Source organism: Streptomyces flaveolus, assembly GCF_014648815.1.
Classification (GTDB): Bacteria; Actinomycetota; Actinomycetes; order Streptomycetales; family Streptomycetaceae; genus Streptomyces; species Streptomyces flaveolus.
Genome location: NZ_BMRV01000011.1, coordinates 154,057 through 172,003, shown reverse-complemented (window position 1 = coordinate 172,003; position 17,947 = coordinate 154,057). Strand labels below are relative to the sequence as shown.

Sequence of the window (17,947 nt, the reverse complement as noted above, 5' to 3'; positions counted from 1 at the left end):
TGTAGGGGGTTGCTGGTGACCGTCATGGTGGATCGCCGGTTGGGACGGTTGTACTGACAGACGGGGGCCATTCGGGACGCCACGCGCTACCGTCCGAAGTGGCCCAAACGTCCCTGGGGGTTGCCTTGCATCAGGATCTGCAGCGCGCTATCGAGAGCGCCGGATTATCCCGTTCACGGTTGGCTCGTAGAGTCGGGGTGAGCGTCAAGACGGTGGATCGCTGGGTATCTGATCCGAGTCGCGTCCCGCATCCACGGACGCGGGACGAGGTGGCGAGCGCGTTAGGAGTGGACGCAGACATGCTGTGGCCCAAGATTCGGGGAGTAGCTGCCAGCCCCGACCGGGAGATCGTGGCGACGTACCCGTACCGCAACGCGTGCCCAACCGCGTTGTGGGAGCGTCTCCTCGACGACGCGAAGCGGCAGGTGACCTACGCCGGATATACCAACTATTTCATCTGGCAGGAGCAGCCGCGCGTCGGGGAGCGGCTCGCCGCCAAAGCCGCCGCGGGCTGTTCGGTCCGGTTCCTCGTTGGCGACCCCGAGTCCGAGGTGACGCGCCGGCGGGAGCAGATCGAAGCGGTCCCGCTCACGGTGTCAACGCGGATCCGTATCACCCTGGACGCGCTGAGCCGGATCGATGGGGACGGTGTGGAAGCACGCCTGTCGGACGGTCACATCGCCCTTTCCGTCTTTCGGTTCGATGACGAGATGCTGGTGACGCCGCACCTGGCGAATCTCCTCGGGCATGACTCGCCGCTGCTGCACCTGCGGCGCCGGGGCGGTGGTGGTCTGTTCGATCGGTTTGCCGAGCACGTGGAAGCACTGTGGAGTGGGGCTCGGCCGGTGCCGGCCACCACCTGAGCCCAGACACGACGAAAACGCCCCCGTCCGACCGTGAGGCCAGACGGGGGCGGTGTCTTTCATCCCCGCGGGTGCGGGGACCACTGCAAGTAGCAAGCAGGAACACCCCCGCATCGGCGGGGAAGGGTTGCCCGTCATCATGTGCATCAGGGCCATCCCCGCATCGGCGGGGAGCAGCCGCCGGTTCCCCGGCGGCGCAGCCACTATGGCACAACCCACCGGCCGCGCTCGACCGAAACGACGAAAGTGCCTCTGTTCGGCCGGTGTCGGCCAGACGGCGGCGCAGGGTCACACACCGGTGCGGTAGAACTGCTCGATCTCCTCGGGCGGCGGGTCGGCGACGCCGCCGAGGTGCTCGACCTGCTCGCCACGCCGGTTCGCCCACCCGACCGCAGCCCACAGCACCGTGCGCAGCCGCACGATCTGCTGCCGCATCTCGCTGTGTTCCTTTTCGAGCCGGTCGACGCTCGCCTGCAGTACCGACAGATCGACTTGTCGCTGCTGCGGGGCGGCCGCGGCCCGGGAACCGCGGACGGAGAACCAGCCGGCGACGACAGCGGCGATCACGGCCGCTATCGCGCCGGCGCTGGTGACGAATGCGTTCACCCGGGGCCCCTTGCTGCCCCCGGGCGGGCGGTCGATCTGTAGGGCGTCTCCTCCCGGACCTTTGATGCCCAGACGATCAACGCAACGTGGTGCGTCATGTAGAACACGAACGGGAAGAAACCGCGGCCGTAGACGCCGGACAGGAACCCGACCGCGTACGCGGTCGCCCATACGGTCGGCGGTGCTTGTGCGGCGACGAACCCCCATTTGTCGCGGCCCGCGGGCAGGATCGCCGAGCTGCCGGTGATGATGCCGGCCACGATCCACAGCCACGCCCAAGACTGCAGCGGCCCCATAGCGGTGAGCATCTCTAGCCCGCGGTCGGGTGGGGGGTCGACCATGTAGCCGATCCCCCACACCACCTTGCCGATGCCGAGGATGATCAGCACCTCGCCGCGGCGACCCAGCGTCTTACGTGCCCGCCGGACCGCCCGGCACATCAGCGGGCCGCCGGGCCGCTCGGCAGCGCCGCGGTAGCCGGCCGCGCCACGGTTTCGGTGACACCGGGGCCGTCGGTGCCGCCGCTCGTCGCGATCGCGGTGAGCACGGCGAGGGCGGCGGCGAGCCCGCCGATCCCAAGCGCGTCGCCCCAGTCGACGTCGAGCAGCCCGAGCCCGTCGGCGCTCACGGCGCCGAGGGTGCCCTGCGCGAAGGTGCGCACCGTGCGCTCGGCGGTGGCCTTCCAGAATGCTCCGCTGGTCAGACTCATGTGCTTGTCCTGTCTGTGAGTTGGGACGGGTGTGCCGGTCAGGCGACGACGGTGAACCCGTGTGCCTTACCGAGCCGCTTCAGCGACGTCATGCCAGGGATGCCGTCGGCGTCGGCGCCGCTGTAGCCGTAGCGGCGCTGCAGCAGCGCGTACGCGCTCTTCGTGGCGGTGCCGGCGTGCCCGTCCGCGTAGTTGCGGGCGAGCAGCCCCTCGGCGACGAGCGCATCCTCGACGTACCGCGTCGGCTCGTACGAGACGGGCGTGCCCGACTTGGGGGCGTCCCGCTTGAATGCGGCGACGAGCTGCTTCAGGCTCACGACCTTCTGCACGGGCTTGGCGGCCGCGGGCAGCTTCAGCTTCCGGCCGGCGCCGACCTTGTTCGGGTCGGTGATGCCGTTGAGCGACGCGAGTGCCTTCGTCGTCGTGCCGTGCGCGGCCGCGATCTCGGAGAGCGTGTCACCGGCCTTGACGGTGTACGTGCCGCTCGTCGACGTCGACGAGCCGGTGCTGCTCGCGGCGGCGGTGTACTTGGGGCGGCCGAATCCGGCGATGTCCCCGACGACGCGAACGCGGCGGGCGCAGACGTTCGCGCTGTTGCCCTCGATCGTGTACACGTACTTGTGGTCGGACGAGACGCCGGTGACGATCCCGACGTGATCGATCTTGCCGATCTCGGACGAGCCGCCCCAGTCGAAAAAGATGATGTCGCCGCGGCGGATCCCCGAGTTCTTGATCCCGTTGGTCATCGCGGTCCACTGTCCGGCCGTCTTGAACCGCTGCGCGTGCGCGACGGTGTACGCGTAGTCGGTGCCGAACAGCACCGCGTCGCGTTCGCCCGCCATGGTCGCCCAGTAGGTCACCGCGGCGTCGCACCACGGGAAGTTGTAGGTGTACGCGGCGCCGTTGCGCTGCCGGTACCACTGCTGTATCGCGTTCGGCTCGCCGAGCCCGATACTCTTCTCGGCCTGCGCGATCATCCCCTCCATGCTCATGCGCCCTCGCCGCCCTTCGCGGTGTCGTCGGTGGCGGGCTGCTCGTCGGCCGGGTCGGGCTCGTCGTCCTGGTCGGCGACGGGCTCGGGCCGCGAGTAGTTGCCGGCCATGTCCGGGGCGCCGTGCACCTCGGCGAGCAGCTGCTGCTCGTCGTCGACGGTCGGCCCGTTGCCGGTGCGCGTCAGGTGCGCGGCCTGCTCTTCCTGGTCGCCGAGCCGCTCGGGGATCGGTCGTTCTGTGTCACCCATGGGTGAGCCTCCTGAGTGCGTGCATGAGAAACGCCCCGGGCCGGTTCGGCTCGGGGCGTCGGGTGTGGGTCGGTCAGACGACGGTCACTTTCGACCAGCGGGTTTTCGTGTCGCGCACGCCGAAGTGGGGGTAGAGCGCGTTGCGGTACGTGGTGTCGTTGACCGTGAGCGCGTTCGGGGCGGCGATGTTCGTCCGGGTGATGATGATCTGTGTGCCGGTCATCTGCACCCGCAGGTGTTGTGTCGTGCCCGCCGTGATCGCCGCGGTGGCGAGTGTCCCGATCGACGTCGGCGCGTTGTCGACGACGCGGTACACGTCGATCGTGCCGTTCGAGCGGATCAAAATGTTGTAGCCGTTCTGCCGGGCCACGGTGCCGGTGACTTCGTCGTCGTACTGCCCGTCGGACACGGTGAACGCGACCTGCAGTGAGGCTGTCGCATAGTCGGCGACGTCGATCACGTAATCGAAATCAAGGGTGAAAGTGTTCGGCAGCGGCCCGAGGTAGCCCTGCACCGTCGACGCGTAGCCGCCGTTCGAGGCGAGCGCCGTCCCCGAGGTGTCGAGGCCGAACCATGAGACGCCGCCGGACTGCTGGAAAAACCCGCGATAGTCCGCAGCGTCGGTGATCCCGACCATGCCGTGATACCAGGTCTGCGCGGCGAACAGGTCGCTCGTGCGCATCGGCCCGGTGCCGCGCACGTACCACGGGTCATCGGAGATGACGCCCCACACGGACCCATCCTTGGGCAGCTTCGCGAAGTCGCCGCGGCGGTTGACGGTGTACGCGAGGACACGCATCCCCGCGGCCGCCGCCGCCTGGATCGTCGCGTTGGACGTCTTGCTGTAGTCGACCCCGAGGTACTGCGTACCGGACGCGATGAGCTGCGCGTAGGTCTGCGACGGCAGCACCCCGTCTTCGTCGAGCAGCAGACTCGGGATGCGGGCGGCGCGGGCGGCGGCGAGCTCCGCCTCGGTCCACGCCATGATCAAAACGTTCGCGTCGAGTTCCTGCCGTTGGATCTCGGCAACGGCGAGCGCCCCCGAGCCGAAGTTGTTCGCGTGCACGATGATCGGGATCGTGTTGCCGATCTCGGCGAGGACGTCGGCGAAAAGCGGAATCCGCAAGTCGTTGGGCCAGGTGTTGGCGAACCATGTGCCGGCGTCGATCCGCCCGCGCAGCGCCGCCGGGGTGGTGAGCGCCGCCGTGTTGCCGGTGAGGTTGCTCGTCCTGTCGACGGTCGCGTCGTGCATGACGAACAGCGACCCGTCAGCGACGCGGTACACGTCGATCTCGATCGCGTCGATCGCGAGCGCCGCCGCCATGCGGTACGCCTCGATCGTGTTCTCAGGGGCCAACAGACTGCCGCCGCGATGCGCGACCCATCGGGGGCCGGCTGCGGCTTCCAGTGCCGCCCACGGGGCGACGGTGCCCGAGGTGAGCCTGCCCCACACCGGGGCGCCGTCCGATCCGAGCAGCAGCGCGTCGCCGTCGCGGCCCGACGTCGCCGGCCGGGGCAGCGCTCCCTGCGCGGTCGTGAGCGCTTCCTGCGCGACCTCCCGCCCGGCCTGATACCAGCGCACCGGATCCCCGGACGTGCCGTTGTACTCGTATTCGATCTCCGTCACGTCGTCGATCTGGAACGGACGTATCGCGCCGGGCTGATCGGCGCCGGCCGGGTTGCTGCGTAGCTGCCCGATCGGGGCGCCGTCCGTCTCGTACAGGGCGGTGATCTGCTGCCCGGTCCCGGCGGCCCGCACGATGACGGGATAGTCGGGCACCACGTTGCCGGCGGTGTCGGTGAGGACGTCGGCGGGGCTGCCGCCGTAGGTGTACCGCATGCGTGCCTTTCAGTCGGTCCAGTACTGCAGGTCGACCCCTACCCAGGGGGATCCGGGCGCCTCTTGGCTGTACCAGATCACCGACCCCGGGCCGCCGGACGGTTTCTCCCACCCGATGGGGAGCACCTCGACCCGGCCGAGGCCGATCTCCAGGTCGCCGAGGATCGACTGACCGGCGCCGCCCGAGGCGAGCGCCTTGGGAATGCAGTCGTCGGGGACCTGCGCAATTTTGATGTCACCGCTCGACGTGATGAGCCCGCCGTCGGTGCGCTCGACCCTGCCTCTGATCCACACCTGCTTACCGACCCTGCGGATCTTCGGGGATTCCTCGCCGCCGGTGTATCCGGCGACGAGCGGCAGGTTCCGCCACGCCTCGGGTTCTTCGTGCGCGGTGATCCACGTACCGTCGATGACCTTGACCCACACGGTGCCGGCTACGGACACGGTGACCGTGCCCGGGTCGGCGTCGCCGAACGTGGCGTCGCGGTCGGCGGCGTCGTCGACGGGGTGCACGAGCCGCTTGTCGACGGCGAGGGCGAGCGCGGCCATGTCGCCGGGCGTCGTGGGTGCCTGTCCGCCGCCGGGGACGGGGAGTTGCGCGCGGCCTATCTGCATACGAACCCGCTCCTATCCGAACGTGATCTTCAGTTTTCCGCCGGACAGCGACATGTAGTCCCGGGATCCGGTCGCATACACGGCGAACCCACGCGCCGAGCCGGACGCGAGCGCCGACCGCCACGCCGACGGCAGCACCGCCGTGCGTGTCGCCCCCACCGACAGGGACATGAGGGATTGCGGGCCGTCGCCGAGGGTGAGCTGCCCCGACGGCGCGGACGTGTAGCCGTGCAGGTAGACGTGCACCGGCCGGGCCGCATTCACCCCCGAGCCCCGGCGGCGGGTGAGCGTGAGCTCCATACGGGTCACGGTCTTGCCCGCGCACGCGGCGGCGATCGCCGTGCCGTAGAAGAACGCGCCGCGCCGGTTGCCGCCGCCGGTCCAGTCGCCTTGCGTCGGATAGGTGGCATACGAGTCGGGCTTGCCGGTGCGCCACGACCCATAATCGGTCGGGGTGAGCGTGACCGGCTTCGCGCCCCGGGCCGGCGGCGCGGACGGTGACGTGTCGGACTGTGAGCCGAGTTGCCCGTACAGCTCGACCTTTCCCTCGCTGTTCTTGCGTAGGTACATGGTCGTGACGGTCTGCCAGCCGGTACCCGACGGTGCCGCGGTGCCCCACGTCGCTGCGCGCATCACCTGCGCGTCGAGGGCGACCTCCGTTGCGATTGCCCGCACCGATTCCTCGTCGGTGCCGCCGGGGTCGTCCTCGGGCCGGCCGAGGACGACCGGCCGTGATCCGGTACGGACCATGACCCAGTCGCCCGGCTGCCGGTTGCGGTACGCGCCGAGGCACGGCACGTCGATGACGAGCGCCCCGGACAACATCAGGTTGACGCCCCGGTCGGTGACGTCGACGACCTGCGCCGAAACGGTCTGCACCGTGGCCGCGCCCTTCGATGTGCGGGCAGTGTCCTCGCCGAACGCGCGGGCGGCGTCCCCCATCACAGCCTCCGTGTGCTCGTCCTGGTCGTGCACGCCATCGACACCCCGCCGAGCGTGTAGGGGTTGCTGTCGATGATGTGCCTCTGCCACTCACCGGGCCGCACCTCGACCTCGACGACGTCGCCCGGCTCCAACGCCGGATTGCACACGGTCGTGAACGACAGCGACGACTGCACGCCGGTGGAGTCGGCGAGCCGGGCCCGGCCGACGGTGTACGCCTGCGCCTCCGAGGTGATCAGCGCGGAGGTGTACCGCTCGACTCGCACCCGCACGTGGGTGAGCCCGAGCCGCTGCGGCGCGAGCGGGTCGTTGATCGGGTCGGGTCCGGCGAACGTGAGCGAGTTCGGGTCGTCGTCCCACACATAGATCGGGCCGACAGCGGGCGTGCCGTCGCCGCCGTCCCCGGAGATCACCCACACGTTCACCAGGCCCTCCGCGGTCTGCCGCTCGGCCGGTTTGGCGACGGCGACGCCGTACGGGATCCGCCACACGACGTCGTCGGCGATCGTCGGCACCGGGGCGACGGTCGGCACGCCGCGGGCGTCGACGTACAGCTCGGCCCCCATCGCCGCGGCGATACCGGTCTGCGTGCCCGCCGAGTCGGTGCCCGCGCTGAGCGCCTGCCACCGGTCCTCGTCGGCAACGAACTTGGGCACTTCCGTGTCCGGGTCGACGCCGCGCCGCCATGACACCGTCGCCCCGGGCAGTGCCTCGCCGACCAGGTCGGGCAGCAGCGCCCGAGCCGAGTTCGGCCCGAGGGTGCGCGGCGTCGGAAACTTCGCGCCCCTGATGGCGTCTTCGGTGCCGAGCAGTTCGACGCTTGCCCCGAGCCGGGTTCGCTCGACGTCGTCGACGACGTACACGCCGGCCGGGATCCATTCGGGTTCGGGCATGCGCGGCGCGGCGATCCCTTGGAACAGCCGCACGCGGGTCGCGACGGAGTTGATACCGCTACGCCCCAGCGGCACGCCGAGCAGCTCGGCGGATGCCGAGTACCGGCATTCCGCGGTGCGGTCGGGCCGCACGTCGGCGTCACCGATCCGTGCCGGGGTCCAGGTGCGGCCGCCGTCGTTCGACCACTCGGCGCGGCCCGGCCGGCGTGCGGCGCGCAGCCCGTGCAGCGCGGCATCGCTGATCGGCAGCACTACAGCACTCCGTCGGTCGACAGCGCCGCATATGAGCTGTACGAGCCGGCGACCGCGTCATAGGTGCCGAACTGCGCGGCCATCCGGTCATAGGACCAGTTCGGCAGCATCATGGGCTGCCCGGCGGGGTCGGGCCGCTCGAACGGCTCGATCGTCCACCCGAACCGGTAGCCCTCGGATGAGCCGAGTTTGCCCGTCGGTGTCGGGCCGGTGATGTCCGCCGGGACGTGGAACGCGTCGGGGAAGTAGTAGCCGGGCCGTGCCTGCGCGAGCAGCACCCCCGACCGCAGCAGCTCGCGCATGCGGTCGACGTCCTCGGGTGGCACGTCGACGACGATCGGGATCGTTTCGGCGCCGTGCACGTCATAGGCGACCGCCCGGTACGGCGACCCGTCGACGTCGAGGGTTTCCTGCCGGCCGGTCGCGGTCGGTCCGGGCCAGTCGACGAGCATCACCCGCATGGACAGTCCCGGCTCGTCGATCGACTTGACCCATAGGTCGCGGTCCTCGCCCGGCTCGGGCGCCGGGACGGTGACCGCGAGCGCCGACGACGGGCCGGTGCTGCCGTCCTGGTAGATCGGTGTCGCGGTGTAGATGACGGGCACCCCGAGGGGCGCCTCGTGGTCATACGCGGCGCCGACGCCCTCGACCGCCCACGCCGGGTCGCCCGAACGGACGGGGACGGGTTCCGTGGCGCCCGGGTCGGTGCGGGTGATCCGCACCTGCAGCACCTCGGCGGCGTTCGGTACGGCGGTCACGAGCTGCGACGGCGACGCGTTCGGGGCGCCCTCCCACACGGCGCCCGGCGTCGATCCGTCGACATAGTCGGACGGGGCACTCACCCCGGCCTCGACCATCATCGCGTCGGCCAGCCACACCGTCCCCACGGGCGCGTTGTGGGCGATGGCGACCTCGGTCACGGTCTGCCCGGCGGGCACGGTGTACGTGCCGGACAGTCGAACCCACTGGTTCGGTGCCGGGGTGCCCACGCTGACCAGCTGCAGCGTCGCGGACGCGGAACGGAACGCGAAAAAGCACGTCGTGCCGGTCCCCGGGACCTTGACCCACACCGACGCAGTCAGCACGGTGCCCGCGGCCGCCGGCGCGATCGCGTACCGCGTGCCGGAGAACGTGCCTCCGGACGTCTGCGTGTGCTGGATGGACGCCACCCCGCGCGCGGCGTCGCTCGTGATCCGGGCGCGGGTGGCGAATGAGTACAGCGTCGTGTTCGACAGATCGACTTCGGCCGACGGGTTCAGCACCAGGTTCCGCGCGGCGGGCGGGGTGGCGCCGTTGTACGACAGCGTCACGCCCGCCCACAGCTCGTCGACGATCGCCGCGAACCATCCGTCGGGCGACACGATCCGTTCCGGCGGCGTGATCTGCGGCGCCCCCGGATCGACGATCATCGGCATCCTTCTTACCCCCTTGCTCCTGCGCGCCTGCGCCGGCGCGCGTCGTTGAACCCTGCGTCGACCCGCTCGTCGATGACCGCCTGGAACTCGTGCTCACCGATGCGGACGACGATCGTGTCGCCGCGGCGCAGCGCCCCGTCGACGGCAGCCGGCTGCGCGGCGGCCGGGATCGCCGACGCTGCTCGCGCGGCCGACAGATCGACGGTCGGCAGCCGCTTGGACATGGCGGCGACGAGCCCGGCGCCGACTTCGGTCGCGGCGATCTGCATCGACGACTCGTGATCGATGACCCGGCCGCCGCCGCCGAACTGGTACAGCTCGGGGCCGCGTTCACCGACCCATGCGAGCTCGCCGGGCTTCGGTACGCCGCCACCCGCATACCCGGCTGGGGGCCGGTTCGCGTTGGCTTGCTGTACGCGCGTGATGTTGCCGTACCGCGCCACGATGTACCGGGTCGCGGCCGCTACGTTGGCGACGGGGTCGAGGATCCCGCGCGAGCGCAGCGACTTGGGCACGTACGCGTAGAACGTCGGCGGGATCGTCTGGGCCAAGCCTTGGCTCGGCACGCCGTTGCGGGCGTTGATATCCCAGTTGTTGGCGGCGCGCGGGTTCCATCCGCTTTCCCTCGTGATCAGGGTGTTGAGCCCGGCCAGCCATTGCGCGAGTGTGCCGGGCGGCGGCACCCCGGCCGCGGCGAGTGCCTGCGTGATGATGCTGCGGCGCTGCCCCGAGGGGATCGTGCCGCCGATGTTCCCGCCGCCGTCGTCGCCTAGGAATCCCTTTGCCGCACCGACGATCTTGTCTTTCAGCCCGGAGAGCATTTTCAGCGGGAACTTCGCGAGGACCTGCGCCCACCGGGATTGGCCGATCTTCGCGATCCGATCCTTCACGTACCCGACGGCTTTGTCCCACAGCTTCCCGGGGTTGGCGATGAAGTCGGCGCCGTCCATGATGGCGCCGCCCACCTTCTTTGCTTTGTCGCCGATCCATCCGGCGATGTCCCCGACGACGCCGCCGTCGGCGAACTTCTGCACCGGCGCGGGCGGCAGCTCGCCTGTGCGGTTGATGTACTCCAGCGTCCCGAACCCGACCGAGCGGGCGCTGTCGCGCTTCACGACGAACTCGTCGGCCATCATCAGCGCCGGGATGGAGTCCTTGCCGGGGATGCCGCCATGGGTGCGGCCACCGTTGGCGAGCAGCTTCGGTGCGGCGGGCAGCTTATCGAGCCCAACAAACCCGGCTACTTTATCCCAAACCGCCTTAATTCCTTTCGAATACACCCATTCGATAATGAAGTTGACAGGCTTTTTGGCGATATCGGAAACCTGCCCCCACGCCTTCGCGATGGCATCCTTCGCGACGCTGAACGCCTTCCCGAACAGCCCGACCCCGGTCTTTCCGGCGTCGAACGCCGGCTTGAGCGCCTTCGTCCACAGCCACGACGCGGCCGCGCCGATCCCGTCGAACGCAGGCTTGATCGCGACCCGGTACAGCGCCGTCCCGGCGTCGCCGAGCGCCTTCAACCCGGCCTTGAACCAGCCGAACACGACCTTTACGCCGGTCCACAGCCACCCGGCCACGACGACAATGCCCTGAAACGCGGGTCGGATCGCGGTCGTGTACAGCCACGTCCCGACCGAACCGAGCACGCGAATACCGGCCTTGAACCACCCGAAGATCGTCTCTACCTGCGTCCACAGCCACGACGCCCCGGCCACGATCCCGTCCCACGCCGGTTTGATCGCGCTCGTCCACAACCACTGTGCGCCCGCGCCGATCGCCGCGAACGTCGGCTGCAGCGCGCTCGTCCACAGCCACGAACCGACCGCGGCCAGCCCGCGGAATGCGATCACGAACGGCGTGATGAGCACCGTCGCCACGACCGCGAACAGGATGCGCGCGCCGAGCCCGATCGCCGAAAACGTCGGCTGCAGCACCGTCGACCACAGCCACGACGCGGCCGTGCCGATAGCCTGCAGCCCGGTCATGAGGTACCCGAACCCGGGCCGCAGCGCCCCGTTCCACAGCAGATCCCAACCCGCCTTGATCCCGGACCAGGTGGCTTGCACGACGTCGCGGAACCAACCGACCTTGGTGTACGCGACGATCGCCGCAGCGACGAGTGCCATGATCCCGACGACGACCAGACCGATCGGGTTCGCCGACATGACCGCGTTGAGTACGCCCTGCACGACCGCCCACCCGCGGGTGACCGCGGTCACCGCCAGGATGACGCCGCGATAGATCGAGAATGCGGCGGTCATGCCCCACGTGGCGATCGTCGAGGCACCGGCCACGACCGCAACACCGCCGATCGCGACGCCGAGCGGGATCAGCCACGCCCCATAATCCTTGACCCACTGAACGCCGCCCATGAACGCGTCGGCCGTGCCCTTGACCGCGGGCACGAGCACGTTCACGAGCTCGCCGCCGATCCGCTGCGCCGGCGGCAGTACACGGTCGTTGAGGACCGATCCGAACCGGGCGAGCGCCGGAAGCGCGTACTTGTCAGCGAAGGTGGCGAGGCCCTGCAGCGCCTGCCGCTTGAACACTTCGAGTGGCTGCGTCGCCGTGTTGTGGACCTGCTTACCCATGCGCTCCGCGGCGCCGCCGACGTCGCCGATACCCTTCGCGGCTGTCGACGGATCCATCGCGAGCAAACTCGCCCCGAGGTCCTCGGCCTGCGTACCGAACAGGGCGACCGCTGCCTGCGACTGAAGCACCGGATCCTTGATGCCGCGCAGCCGGTCGAGGGTGACGTCGAGGACGCCCTTTGCCGTCTCGCCGCCCTGCGCGAACCCGCGCGCCATGTCGGCGGCGTTGAGCTTCAGCATCTTGAACCCGTCGGCGGTCGTCTTGCTGCCGTCGATGGCGCGGATACTGAATTCCTTGATCGCGTCGGCGGCGACGTCACCGTCGCGGGCGCCGGCCTGCAACGCCTGATTGATCAGACCGATCGCGGTCGCCCCGTCGAGCCCGGCCTTCCTCCATTGCGTGCTGTACTCGTTGACCGTGTCGATCAGGTCGCCGGCCTTGTCGGCGCCCGACTGGAACCCGGCCGTGAGCAGGTCGAAACCTTCCTGCCCGTTCTTGACCAGGCCCGTGCGGATCAACTGGCCGACGGCCTTCGCGGACTCGCCGACGTCGGCGTCGAACGTCTCGGCGAGCGCGAGCGCGCTCTTGGACAGCCCGACGAGTTCCTTCTTCGGGGCGTTGATCGACGTGACGCCGTTCTGCGCGAGTCCCTTGAGCGCGTCGTTGACCTGGTCGATCGACTCGCCGTACCCCTTCGCGTACACGTCGCCGGCGATCTTCCCCGCGCGCGCGGACTCCTTCTCTGTGAGCCCGAGTTGCGCCCCTAGCTTCGCGTTGCTCTTGTCCTGCTCGACCGCCTCGGCGAAACCGGCCGCGAACAACGCGCCCGCACCCGCAGCGACGCCCGCGATACCGGCCTTGACGACGCCGCCGATCCCGCCGAGGAACCCCCGGCCGGCTTCCTGCCCGGCCGTGTCGCCGACGCTCACGGACTCGCCGCGTATCTGCTGAGTGAGCAGCCGGCCGAACCCGCGCGCCTCGGGGACGACGGACACGTACCCGACGCCGACCTCGACCGGCATGCCTCATTCCCCCTTCGAGGGCAGTACTTGTGCGGTGATGTGCTCGTACGCGGCACGGGCCTGCGCCCGGTCCTGCGCCCGCTTCGTCTCGACGTCCTCGGGCAGCGGATCGCCCGGCCGCCATCCCGGCTCGGGCCACGGCATCGCCTGCGTGCCCTCTTTCCGGTTGGCGTTGACGAACGCGGTGAACATCAGCGCGGCGAGATCGCGGGAGTCGGCGGCCGCGAAGTCGAGCGGCTGCCACGCGTGCCCGTTGACCGCGCGGGCCGTTGCCCCCGTCGGGGGGAGCTGCTCGACCATGACGCGCAGCCATCGCAGGCTGATCTCGCCCCGCCAGTACGCGGCGAGCGGGCCGCCGGGCCCATAACCGGGGTAGTGGTGCGCTAGGTCGGCCTCGACCGCCTCGGGGTGCTCGCCGAGGACGTCAAGGACGGTGTACGTGTAGGTCTCGACGACGTCGTCGCCGTCGCCTACCCCTTCGTAGGGCGTACCTTCGCGACCGTGTCCTGCGCCTCGTTACGGACACCGACGTACAGCAGCATGACCGACGTCGGGTCGCCGCCCGCGGCGATGAACGCGTCGTACTGGTCGCCGAGCAGCACGCGGGCGCTCGCTTCGTCGCCCTCGCCCTGCACGTCGTTCAGCCCCTTGTTCACGTCGTCCGGGGCGAACACCGGGTGAGGGAAGCTGAACACCTGCGGGGCGTCCTCGGGGCCGACCTCGAACTCGACGCGCTCGCCGCCGACCGCGTCGACGTACGACCGGCGCACGGTCTCCAGGCGGTACCGCTTCCCGTTCGGCTTGCTCATGATCGTCTCTCTCTTCCTCGGGTGAGCAGCGGGTGAGCATGCAAGGGGGGCGAGGGACGGTCGGGGCTCACCCAGAACCGCCGCCCCTCGCCCGATCGAGGGGGTCTACGGGGTTGCCGGGGCGGCGAGCGCACGCCACCCGGGCCCATCGACCCATTCCTTCTCCGACGTCTTCAGCACCGGGTCGCGGAACGCCTGGACGGTGACCGGCCACTGCGTCTCCGTGGACCGTGCCCACTGCTGGTCGTCCTTCGAGGTGACCCGGGCTCGCGGGTAGTGCTTGACGACGTAGATCGGCAGACCGGTGTCGCCGTAGTCCATGCCGATGAACAGCAGCCGGTAGTAGGGCACCTTTGGCACCGACGGGCGGGTGATCGCCCACTGCTCACCGATGGCGGGCAGCGCGTCAGTACCCGCCAGGGACAGACCCTTGTACATGGACACCGTGGCGGCGTTCGTCTCCTGCGGGGCGTACCCGCCGGTGAGCGTCTCCGTCTCGACGTCCGACCGGGTCGGCTCGGTCGACTGCGACGACGTCGTGTCGGCCATCGACAGATCCGAGGTGAACGTGATCCCGTCGTCGGTGGTGTACCCGACCGGTACATACCCGGCGGGCAGCGCGACGAGTGCCCCCGTCGCGGTGTCGAACGGGGCGGTGACCGCGGGGGCGCTCGGGTCGGCGGCGTAGATCGCCTGCACGAGCTGTTTGCGGATGTAGTCGGCCCGCAGCCCGTCTTCGAGGACGGGCGGTGTCGGTGTGGACATGTGTCCTCCATGGGAAACCCCCGGCGCCCTGCGGCGGCCGGGGGTGGTTGGTCATTGCGGCGGGTGAGCCGTTGTCACGGGGCGAGCGGGGCGCCGCGTAGCGACACCTCGACGGCGAACACGATCCGCGGCTGATCGCTCGCCGGGTCGGGCAGCGTGTTCGGGCCGCCGACCTCGGCGACGTCGTACGCGGTCACTCCGCGGTATCCGGGGATTGCGAGCATCAGCGGCCGCACGACGCCGACCAGGTCGGCGACCTGCTCGTCGTCCGCGCCCCAGCAGTGCACATCGATCCGGGGCCGGTCGGTGATCCGGTCGAGTCGGGTTCCGCCGATCCGTTCCAGTCGCACGAACCGGGCCGGCCGCGGGTTGGGCACGCGGGTACCGACCGGCACGTCGATGCCGCGGGCGACGAGTGCGTCGCGCAGGTACGCCCGCACGACCGCCACCCCGTCCGGGAAGCCGATGATCGGGCCGCCCATCACTCGACCGCCCGCGCGGCGTCCAGCGCGCGCAGCAGCGCCCGCCGCGACACCTCGGGGTCGCTGGTCGAGTAGTCGCCTATCACGGCGCCACGCACCCGACGGTCGCCCGTCTCGACGTCGACACGGAACTGCCCGCCGCCCTCCGATGCCTGCGCGGCCGCGTCGGCGACCGCCCGCGTCTTCCGCTCGATCAGCGCCCGCGTCTCCGGGGTGCGCAGAAACGACGCGATGTTCTGCCGGTTGGGTACGAACCGTGAGCCCGCCATGCGTCACCCCTCCACAGTCTTCAGCCTGATCTCGTAGTGGTGCAGCTCGGTCGGCGTGTACGCCGGCCCCGGCGGGCCGTTCACCTCGAAGCGCAGCGCACCCCAGTGCACGCGGTCGGCGCCGTACACCGTGAGCGGCTGCCCGGTGGCGTCGATCGGGTTACACAGCAGCGTCCACTCGCCGAGCTGCGCGGCCCGCTGGTCGTTGTCCTCGCTGCTCATGTTCTGCTGCACCCACGCCCACACCGCGGTGCGCACGGTCTGCCCCGGCGTCCAGTCGGCCACCTCGTTGCCGTAGCGGTCCGTGCGGGTGGCGGGGTGCTCGACCTCGACCAGGTGCGGCAGCACCGACTCGTCGATCACCACACACCACCGGCCCAAAACCCGGGCGCCGAATCGTACGGCGTGCTCGGGAACGGATCGTCCCGCCAGCCGGGCAGCCCGTCGTCGCGCAGCCCGATCGAGTAGGCGGCGTCGGCGCCCGGGTCGGTCGTGTCCTCGGGCTGCAGCTGCGCCTTCTCGTCGTCGGTCAGGTACAGCCCGCCGTCCTCGCCGAGCGACTCGGAGTACTGGCCGATCGTCCGCTGCCGGTAGCCGCCCGGGTTGGCCATCACCCGGCGCACCACCGACACGGCGATCGCCTTCAGCGTCGCCGCGTCCGGCTCGTACCCCGGCGGGATATGCCGCCGCATCAGCGCCGACGCGTCGTCGAGGTACGCCTCGACCTGCGCGCGCCGCGGGCTGCCCTCGGCGAGGGTGACGGCGGCGCGCGCTTCGTAGTCTGCGACCGTTGCGTACGCTGCCGCCACTGCCCTACGCCTCCCGCTCGATCATGCCGGCGTCCTCGGCGGCCGCGATGATGTCCTCGCGGGTCGCGTCGGCCGGCACGTCGAGGTCGCACTGCTCGGCGAACTGCCGCCATGCGTCGACGCTGCTGCCGCGGCCCGAGCGGGGCGGCGCCTCGACGGTCGGGCCCGTCGTGTTCTCACGCGTGCCCGGGTCGTCGAACCCGACGGCGGCCGGCTCGTCGCCGTCCTGGTCGTCGTCCGACTCCCACGCGTGGTCACCGATCCGCTTCGCGACGTCGGCGGGCACGTCGTCGTCGGGCCCGTAGGCGACGCCGTCGACGTGCACGTACGAGTTCAGCCGGCGTGCCATCAGATCACCACCGCCTTCAGCGTCAGGTTCGGCTCGCGCACGACCGGCATGCCGACCGCGGCCGCGTGCGTCCACAGCCTCACCGGGTCCTTCGTCTTCCACGTGGCGGCGACGACGCCGGCCCGCTCGGCGACCGCGCTGTACTCCGGTTCGAGCGACTCGGCGGTCGTGCCGAGCAGGAACCCGCCGAGGTCGGTCGGCTGGGCCGCGTCCGTCGCGCCCGGGGCGGGAACGAACACGAGCGCGTCGGCCGGCATGACCCGCGTTGCGGTGCCGTCGACAGACACCCGCGCGTCGTTGAGTTCGACGGCCGGCAGGTCGAGGCCCGACAGAACCGTGTTGAGCTGCTCGACGGAAACCATCGGCGCCGACCCGGCCGGGGCGAGCGGGTACACCTGCCGTACGACCTGGTCGCACTGCCGCATGTGCGCGAGCACGGTACGGGGCATCAGCGCCCGGTCGGGCGGGGCGCCGTTCGTGTCGACGTACACCTGCACCCACGCTTCGAGGTCGTCGAGCGGACGCGCGTTCGCGTGATCCGACCACAGCACCGCGGCGGTCACGCTGTGCTCGGGCTTCCGGCCGAACTGCACCGGGGCGAGCTGCACGTTGTTCTCGTTGATCGTGAACTGCGCGTTCGCGAGTGCCTCGCCCTTGCCGAGCTCGAACCTCGCCGCGATGTTCGTCGCGAGCCGGTACGCGTCGCGGGCGATCGCCCGGCGCATCGGGTTCGCGTTGTCGAGCGACCGGATCCGCAGCGAGTCGTACTCGTTCAGCGGGATCTTCTCGCTGATCGGGGGCAGCTCGCCCATGACCTGCGCGACGCCCTCGCGGCGGCCGATGCGCGACTCGGTGTCCCAGGACCGGTAGACGCTCGCCTCGGCGAGCCCGCCCGTGCCGCCCTTGCTGAACTTGAACGTGATGTCGTCGACAGCCACGTTCGGCAGCCACCGGGCCAGCGTGAAGCGGTTCACCTGCTGCTCGGCGAGCGACGCCCGGATGACCGCGGTCAGTTCCTCGGGCTCGATGTAGTCGGTGTCCAGCACCCATGCCATCTAGACCGCCCCCTTTCAGATGAACCGGATCGAGCCGGCGACGTCGGCGCGGCCGGCGGCGTCGACGGGAACGGGCAGCCGCGACGCACGGACCTTGCCGTGCACGAGCATGGCGCCGGCGACGTCGACCGTGTTCGACGCGGGCGCCTGGACCGCGGCGTACAGGAACCCGACGAGCGTTTCGCGGCCGTCGGTCGCGGCGCCGTCGTACGGGCCGAACTTGCCGCCGGCGGTGATCTGCCCGAGCGGGATCCCGCTGCGGAAGTAGCCGTTCGGGTAGTGCGTGCCGGCGGTGAACGTCGACGTGTCGAGGGTGACGGGCTCGGTTGCCTGCGTGCCGTGCTCGCTGCCGAGCCACGACTGATCGTCCACCCCGAACGTCTGAGTCGTCAGACTCAGGTCCATGGTTTCTCCCTA

The 17,947-nt window shown here is 70.3% G+C and carries 22 protein-coding genes and 1 pseudogene; 2 read left to right on the top strand and 21 right to left on the bottom strand.

Annotation, left to right across the window (positions count from 1 at the left end):
* Positions 1 to 98 precede the first annotated feature (98 nt).
* Positions 99 to 239 (top strand): annotated as a pseudogene (locus tag IEZ05_RS36970) (helix-turn-helix domain-containing protein); the annotation flags it as partial.
* Positions 240 to 299: 60 nt separating this feature from the next.
* Positions 300 to 863 (top strand): DUF5919 domain-containing protein, encoded by a 564-nt coding sequence (locus IEZ05_RS24460; RefSeq protein WP_229869845.1) that lies wholly within the window; start codon positions 300 to 302, stop codon positions 861 to 863.
* Between the two features lie 288 nt (positions 864 to 1,151).
* Here the strand turns inward: IEZ05_RS24460 and IEZ05_RS24455 are convergent, their stop codons facing one another.
* From IEZ05_RS24455 to IEZ05_RS24355, 21 genes are all read right to left on the bottom strand, one after another.
* Complete coding sequence (locus IEZ05_RS24455) at positions 1,152 to 1,469, bottom strand: hypothetical protein (protein WP_189232380.1); 318 nt, start codon at positions 1,467 to 1,469, stop codon at positions 1,152 to 1,154.
* Positions 1,466 to 1,858: a hypothetical protein gene (locus IEZ05_RS24450; RefSeq protein ID WP_229869840.1), complete on the bottom strand. Its 393-nt coding sequence runs from the start codon at positions 1,856 to 1,858 to the stop codon at positions 1,466 to 1,468. The genes IEZ05_RS24455 and IEZ05_RS24450 overlap by 4 nt, the downstream gene beginning before the upstream one ends.
* A 50-nt stretch (positions 1,859 to 1,908) precedes the next feature.
* Positions 1,909 to 2,178, bottom strand: coding sequence for a holin (locus IEZ05_RS24445; protein WP_189232378.1), 270 nt, complete (start codon positions 2,176 to 2,178; stop codon positions 1,909 to 1,911).
* A gap of 38 nt (positions 2,179 to 2,216) precedes the next feature.
* The gene (locus IEZ05_RS24440) at positions 2,217 to 3,170 is read right to left on the bottom strand and encodes a LysM peptidoglycan-binding domain-containing protein (protein ID WP_189232377.1); all 954 of its coding nucleotides are present in this window, start codon (positions 3,168 to 3,170) and stop codon (positions 2,217 to 2,219) included.
* Positions 3,167 to 3,418 (bottom strand): hypothetical protein, encoded by a 252-nt coding sequence (locus IEZ05_RS24435; protein WP_189232376.1) that lies wholly within the window; start codon positions 3,416 to 3,418, stop codon positions 3,167 to 3,169. The genes IEZ05_RS24440 and IEZ05_RS24435 overlap by 4 nt, the downstream gene beginning before the upstream one ends.
* A gap of 73 nt (positions 3,419 to 3,491) precedes the next feature.
* Positions 3,492 to 5,258 (bottom strand): glycerophosphodiester phosphodiesterase, encoded by a 1,767-nt coding sequence (locus IEZ05_RS24430; protein WP_189232375.1) that lies wholly within the window; start codon positions 5,256 to 5,258, stop codon positions 3,492 to 3,494.
* 9 nt (positions 5,259 to 5,267) lie between these two features.
* Complete coding sequence (locus IEZ05_RS24425) at positions 5,268 to 5,873, bottom strand: hypothetical protein (protein ID WP_189232374.1); 606 nt, start codon at positions 5,871 to 5,873, stop codon at positions 5,268 to 5,270.
* 12 nt (positions 5,874 to 5,885) lie between these two features.
* The gene (locus tag IEZ05_RS24420) at positions 5,886 to 6,815 is read right to left on the bottom strand and encodes a hypothetical protein (protein ID WP_189232373.1); all 930 of its coding nucleotides are present in this window, start codon (positions 6,813 to 6,815) and stop codon (positions 5,886 to 5,888) included.
* On the bottom strand, positions 6,815 to 7,960 hold the full coding sequence (locus tag IEZ05_RS24415) for a phage tail protein (RefSeq protein WP_189232372.1): 1,146 nt from the start codon (positions 7,958 to 7,960) through the stop codon (positions 6,815 to 6,817). The genes IEZ05_RS24420 and IEZ05_RS24415 overlap by 1 nt, the downstream gene beginning before the upstream one ends.
* Positions 7,960 to 9,369: a hypothetical protein gene (locus IEZ05_RS24410; protein WP_189232371.1), complete on the bottom strand. Its 1,410-nt coding sequence runs from the start codon at positions 9,367 to 9,369 to the stop codon at positions 7,960 to 7,962. The genes IEZ05_RS24415 and IEZ05_RS24410 overlap by 1 nt, the downstream gene beginning before the upstream one ends.
* Positions 9,370 to 9,380: 11 nt before the next feature.
* Positions 9,381 to 12,992 (bottom strand): phage tail tape measure protein, encoded by a 3,612-nt coding sequence (locus IEZ05_RS24405; RefSeq protein WP_189232370.1) that lies wholly within the window; start codon positions 12,990 to 12,992, stop codon positions 9,381 to 9,383.
* Between the two features lie 3 nt (positions 12,993 to 12,995).
* A complete protein-coding gene (locus tag IEZ05_RS24400; protein WP_189232369.1) occupies positions 12,996 to 13,292 on the bottom strand; it encodes a hypothetical protein in 297 nt (98 codons plus the stop codon).
* 170 nt (positions 13,293 to 13,462) lie between these two features.
* Positions 13,463 to 13,801: a hypothetical protein gene (locus tag IEZ05_RS24395; protein WP_189232368.1), complete on the bottom strand. Its 339-nt coding sequence runs from the start codon at positions 13,799 to 13,801 to the stop codon at positions 13,463 to 13,465.
* Positions 13,802 to 13,906: 105 nt separating this feature from the next.
* On the bottom strand, positions 13,907 to 14,566 hold the full coding sequence (locus tag IEZ05_RS24390) for a phage tail tube protein (RefSeq protein WP_189232367.1): 660 nt from the start codon (positions 14,564 to 14,566) through the stop codon (positions 13,907 to 13,909).
* Positions 14,567 to 14,640: 74 nt separating this feature from the next.
* Positions 14,641 to 15,048 (bottom strand): hypothetical protein, encoded by a 408-nt coding sequence (locus tag IEZ05_RS24385; RefSeq protein WP_189232366.1) that lies wholly within the window; start codon positions 15,046 to 15,048, stop codon positions 14,641 to 14,643.
* Positions 15,048 to 15,317, bottom strand: coding sequence for a hypothetical protein (locus IEZ05_RS24380; protein WP_189232365.1), 270 nt, complete (start codon positions 15,315 to 15,317; stop codon positions 15,048 to 15,050). Before IEZ05_RS24380 ends, IEZ05_RS24385 begins: the two co-directional genes overlap by 1 nt.
* A 3-nt stretch (positions 15,318 to 15,320) precedes the next feature.
* A complete protein-coding gene (locus tag IEZ05_RS24375) occupies positions 15,321 to 15,680 on the bottom strand; it encodes a phage head completion protein (RefSeq protein ID WP_189232364.1) in 360 nt (119 codons plus the stop codon).
* Positions 15,677 to 16,126 (bottom strand): hypothetical protein, encoded by a 450-nt coding sequence (locus tag IEZ05_RS24370; protein WP_189232363.1) that lies wholly within the window; start codon positions 16,124 to 16,126, stop codon positions 15,677 to 15,679. Before IEZ05_RS24370 ends, IEZ05_RS24375 begins: the two co-directional genes overlap by 4 nt.
* Positions 16,127 to 16,130: 4 nt before the next feature.
* Positions 16,131 to 16,475, bottom strand: coding sequence for a hypothetical protein (locus IEZ05_RS24365; protein ID WP_189232362.1), 345 nt, complete (start codon positions 16,473 to 16,475; stop codon positions 16,131 to 16,133).
* Entirely contained in the window at positions 16,475 to 17,530 is a 1,056-nt protein-coding gene (locus tag IEZ05_RS24360; protein ID WP_189232361.1) for a major capsid protein, read from the bottom strand. The genes IEZ05_RS24365 and IEZ05_RS24360 overlap by 1 nt, the downstream gene beginning before the upstream one ends.
* A 15-nt stretch (positions 17,531 to 17,545) precedes the next feature.
* Complete coding sequence (locus IEZ05_RS24355; protein ID WP_189232360.1) at positions 17,546 to 17,935, bottom strand: head decoration protein; 390 nt, start codon at positions 17,933 to 17,935, stop codon at positions 17,546 to 17,548.
* Positions 17,936 to 17,947: the final 12 nt, after the last annotated feature.

Excerpts from the sequence above, each read along its gene's own strand:
- IEZ05_RS24460 (WP_229869845.1), top strand. The coding sequence starts at position 300 with ATGCTGTGGCCCAAGATTCGGGGAGTAGCTGCCAGCCCCGACCGGGAG.
- IEZ05_RS24445 (WP_189232378.1), bottom strand. The coding sequence starts at position 2,178 with ATGAGTCTGACCAGCGGAGCATTCTGGAAGGCCACCGCCGAGCGCACG.
- IEZ05_RS24440 (WP_189232377.1), bottom strand. The coding sequence starts at position 3,170 with ATGAGCATGGAGGGGATGATCGCGCAGGCCGAGAAGAGTATCGGGCTC.
- IEZ05_RS24435 (WP_189232376.1), bottom strand. The coding sequence starts at position 3,418 with ATGGGTGACACAGAACGACCGATCCCCGAGCGGCTCGGCGACCAGGAA.
- IEZ05_RS24430 (WP_189232375.1), bottom strand. The coding sequence starts at position 5,258 with ATGCGGTACACCTACGGCGGCAGCCCCGCCGACGTCCTCACCGACACC.
- IEZ05_RS24425 (WP_189232374.1), bottom strand. The coding sequence starts at position 5,873 with ATGCAGATAGGCCGCGCGCAACTCCCCGTCCCCGGCGGCGGACAGGCA.
- IEZ05_RS24420 (WP_189232373.1), bottom strand. The coding sequence starts at position 6,815 with ATGGGGGACGCCGCCCGCGCGTTCGGCGAGGACACTGCCCGCACATCG.
- IEZ05_RS24410 (WP_189232371.1), bottom strand. The coding sequence starts at position 9,369 with ATGATCGTCGATCCGGGGGCGCCGCAGATCACGCCGCCGGAACGGATC.
- IEZ05_RS24405 (WP_189232370.1), bottom strand. The coding sequence starts at position 12,992 with ATGCCGGTCGAGGTCGGCGTCGGGTACGTGTCCGTCGTCCCCGAGGCG.
- IEZ05_RS24400 (WP_189232369.1), bottom strand. The coding sequence starts at position 13,292 with ATGGTCGAGCAGCTCCCCCCGACGGGGGCAACGGCCCGCGCGGTCAAC.
- IEZ05_RS24395 (WP_189232368.1), bottom strand. The coding sequence starts at position 13,801 with ATGAGCAAGCCGAACGGGAAGCGGTACCGCCTGGAGACCGTGCGCCGG.
- IEZ05_RS24390 (WP_189232367.1), bottom strand. The coding sequence starts at position 14,566 with ATGTCCACACCGACACCGCCCGTCCTCGAAGACGGGCTGCGGGCCGAC.
- IEZ05_RS24385 (WP_189232366.1), bottom strand. The coding sequence starts at position 15,048 with ATGGGCGGCCCGATCATCGGCTTCCCGGACGGGGTGGCGGTCGTGCGG.
- IEZ05_RS24380 (WP_189232365.1), bottom strand. The coding sequence starts at position 15,317 with ATGGCGGGCTCACGGTTCGTACCCAACCGGCAGAACATCGCGTCGTTT.
- IEZ05_RS24365 (WP_189232362.1), bottom strand. The coding sequence starts at position 16,475 with ATGGCACGCCGGCTGAACTCGTACGTGCACGTCGACGGCGTCGCCTAC.
- IEZ05_RS24360 (WP_189232361.1), bottom strand. The coding sequence starts at position 17,530 with ATGGCATGGGTGCTGGACACCGACTACATCGAGCCCGAGGAACTGACC.
- IEZ05_RS24355 (WP_189232360.1), bottom strand. The coding sequence starts at position 17,935 with ATGGACCTGAGTCTGACGACTCAGACGTTCGGGGTGGACGATCAGTCG.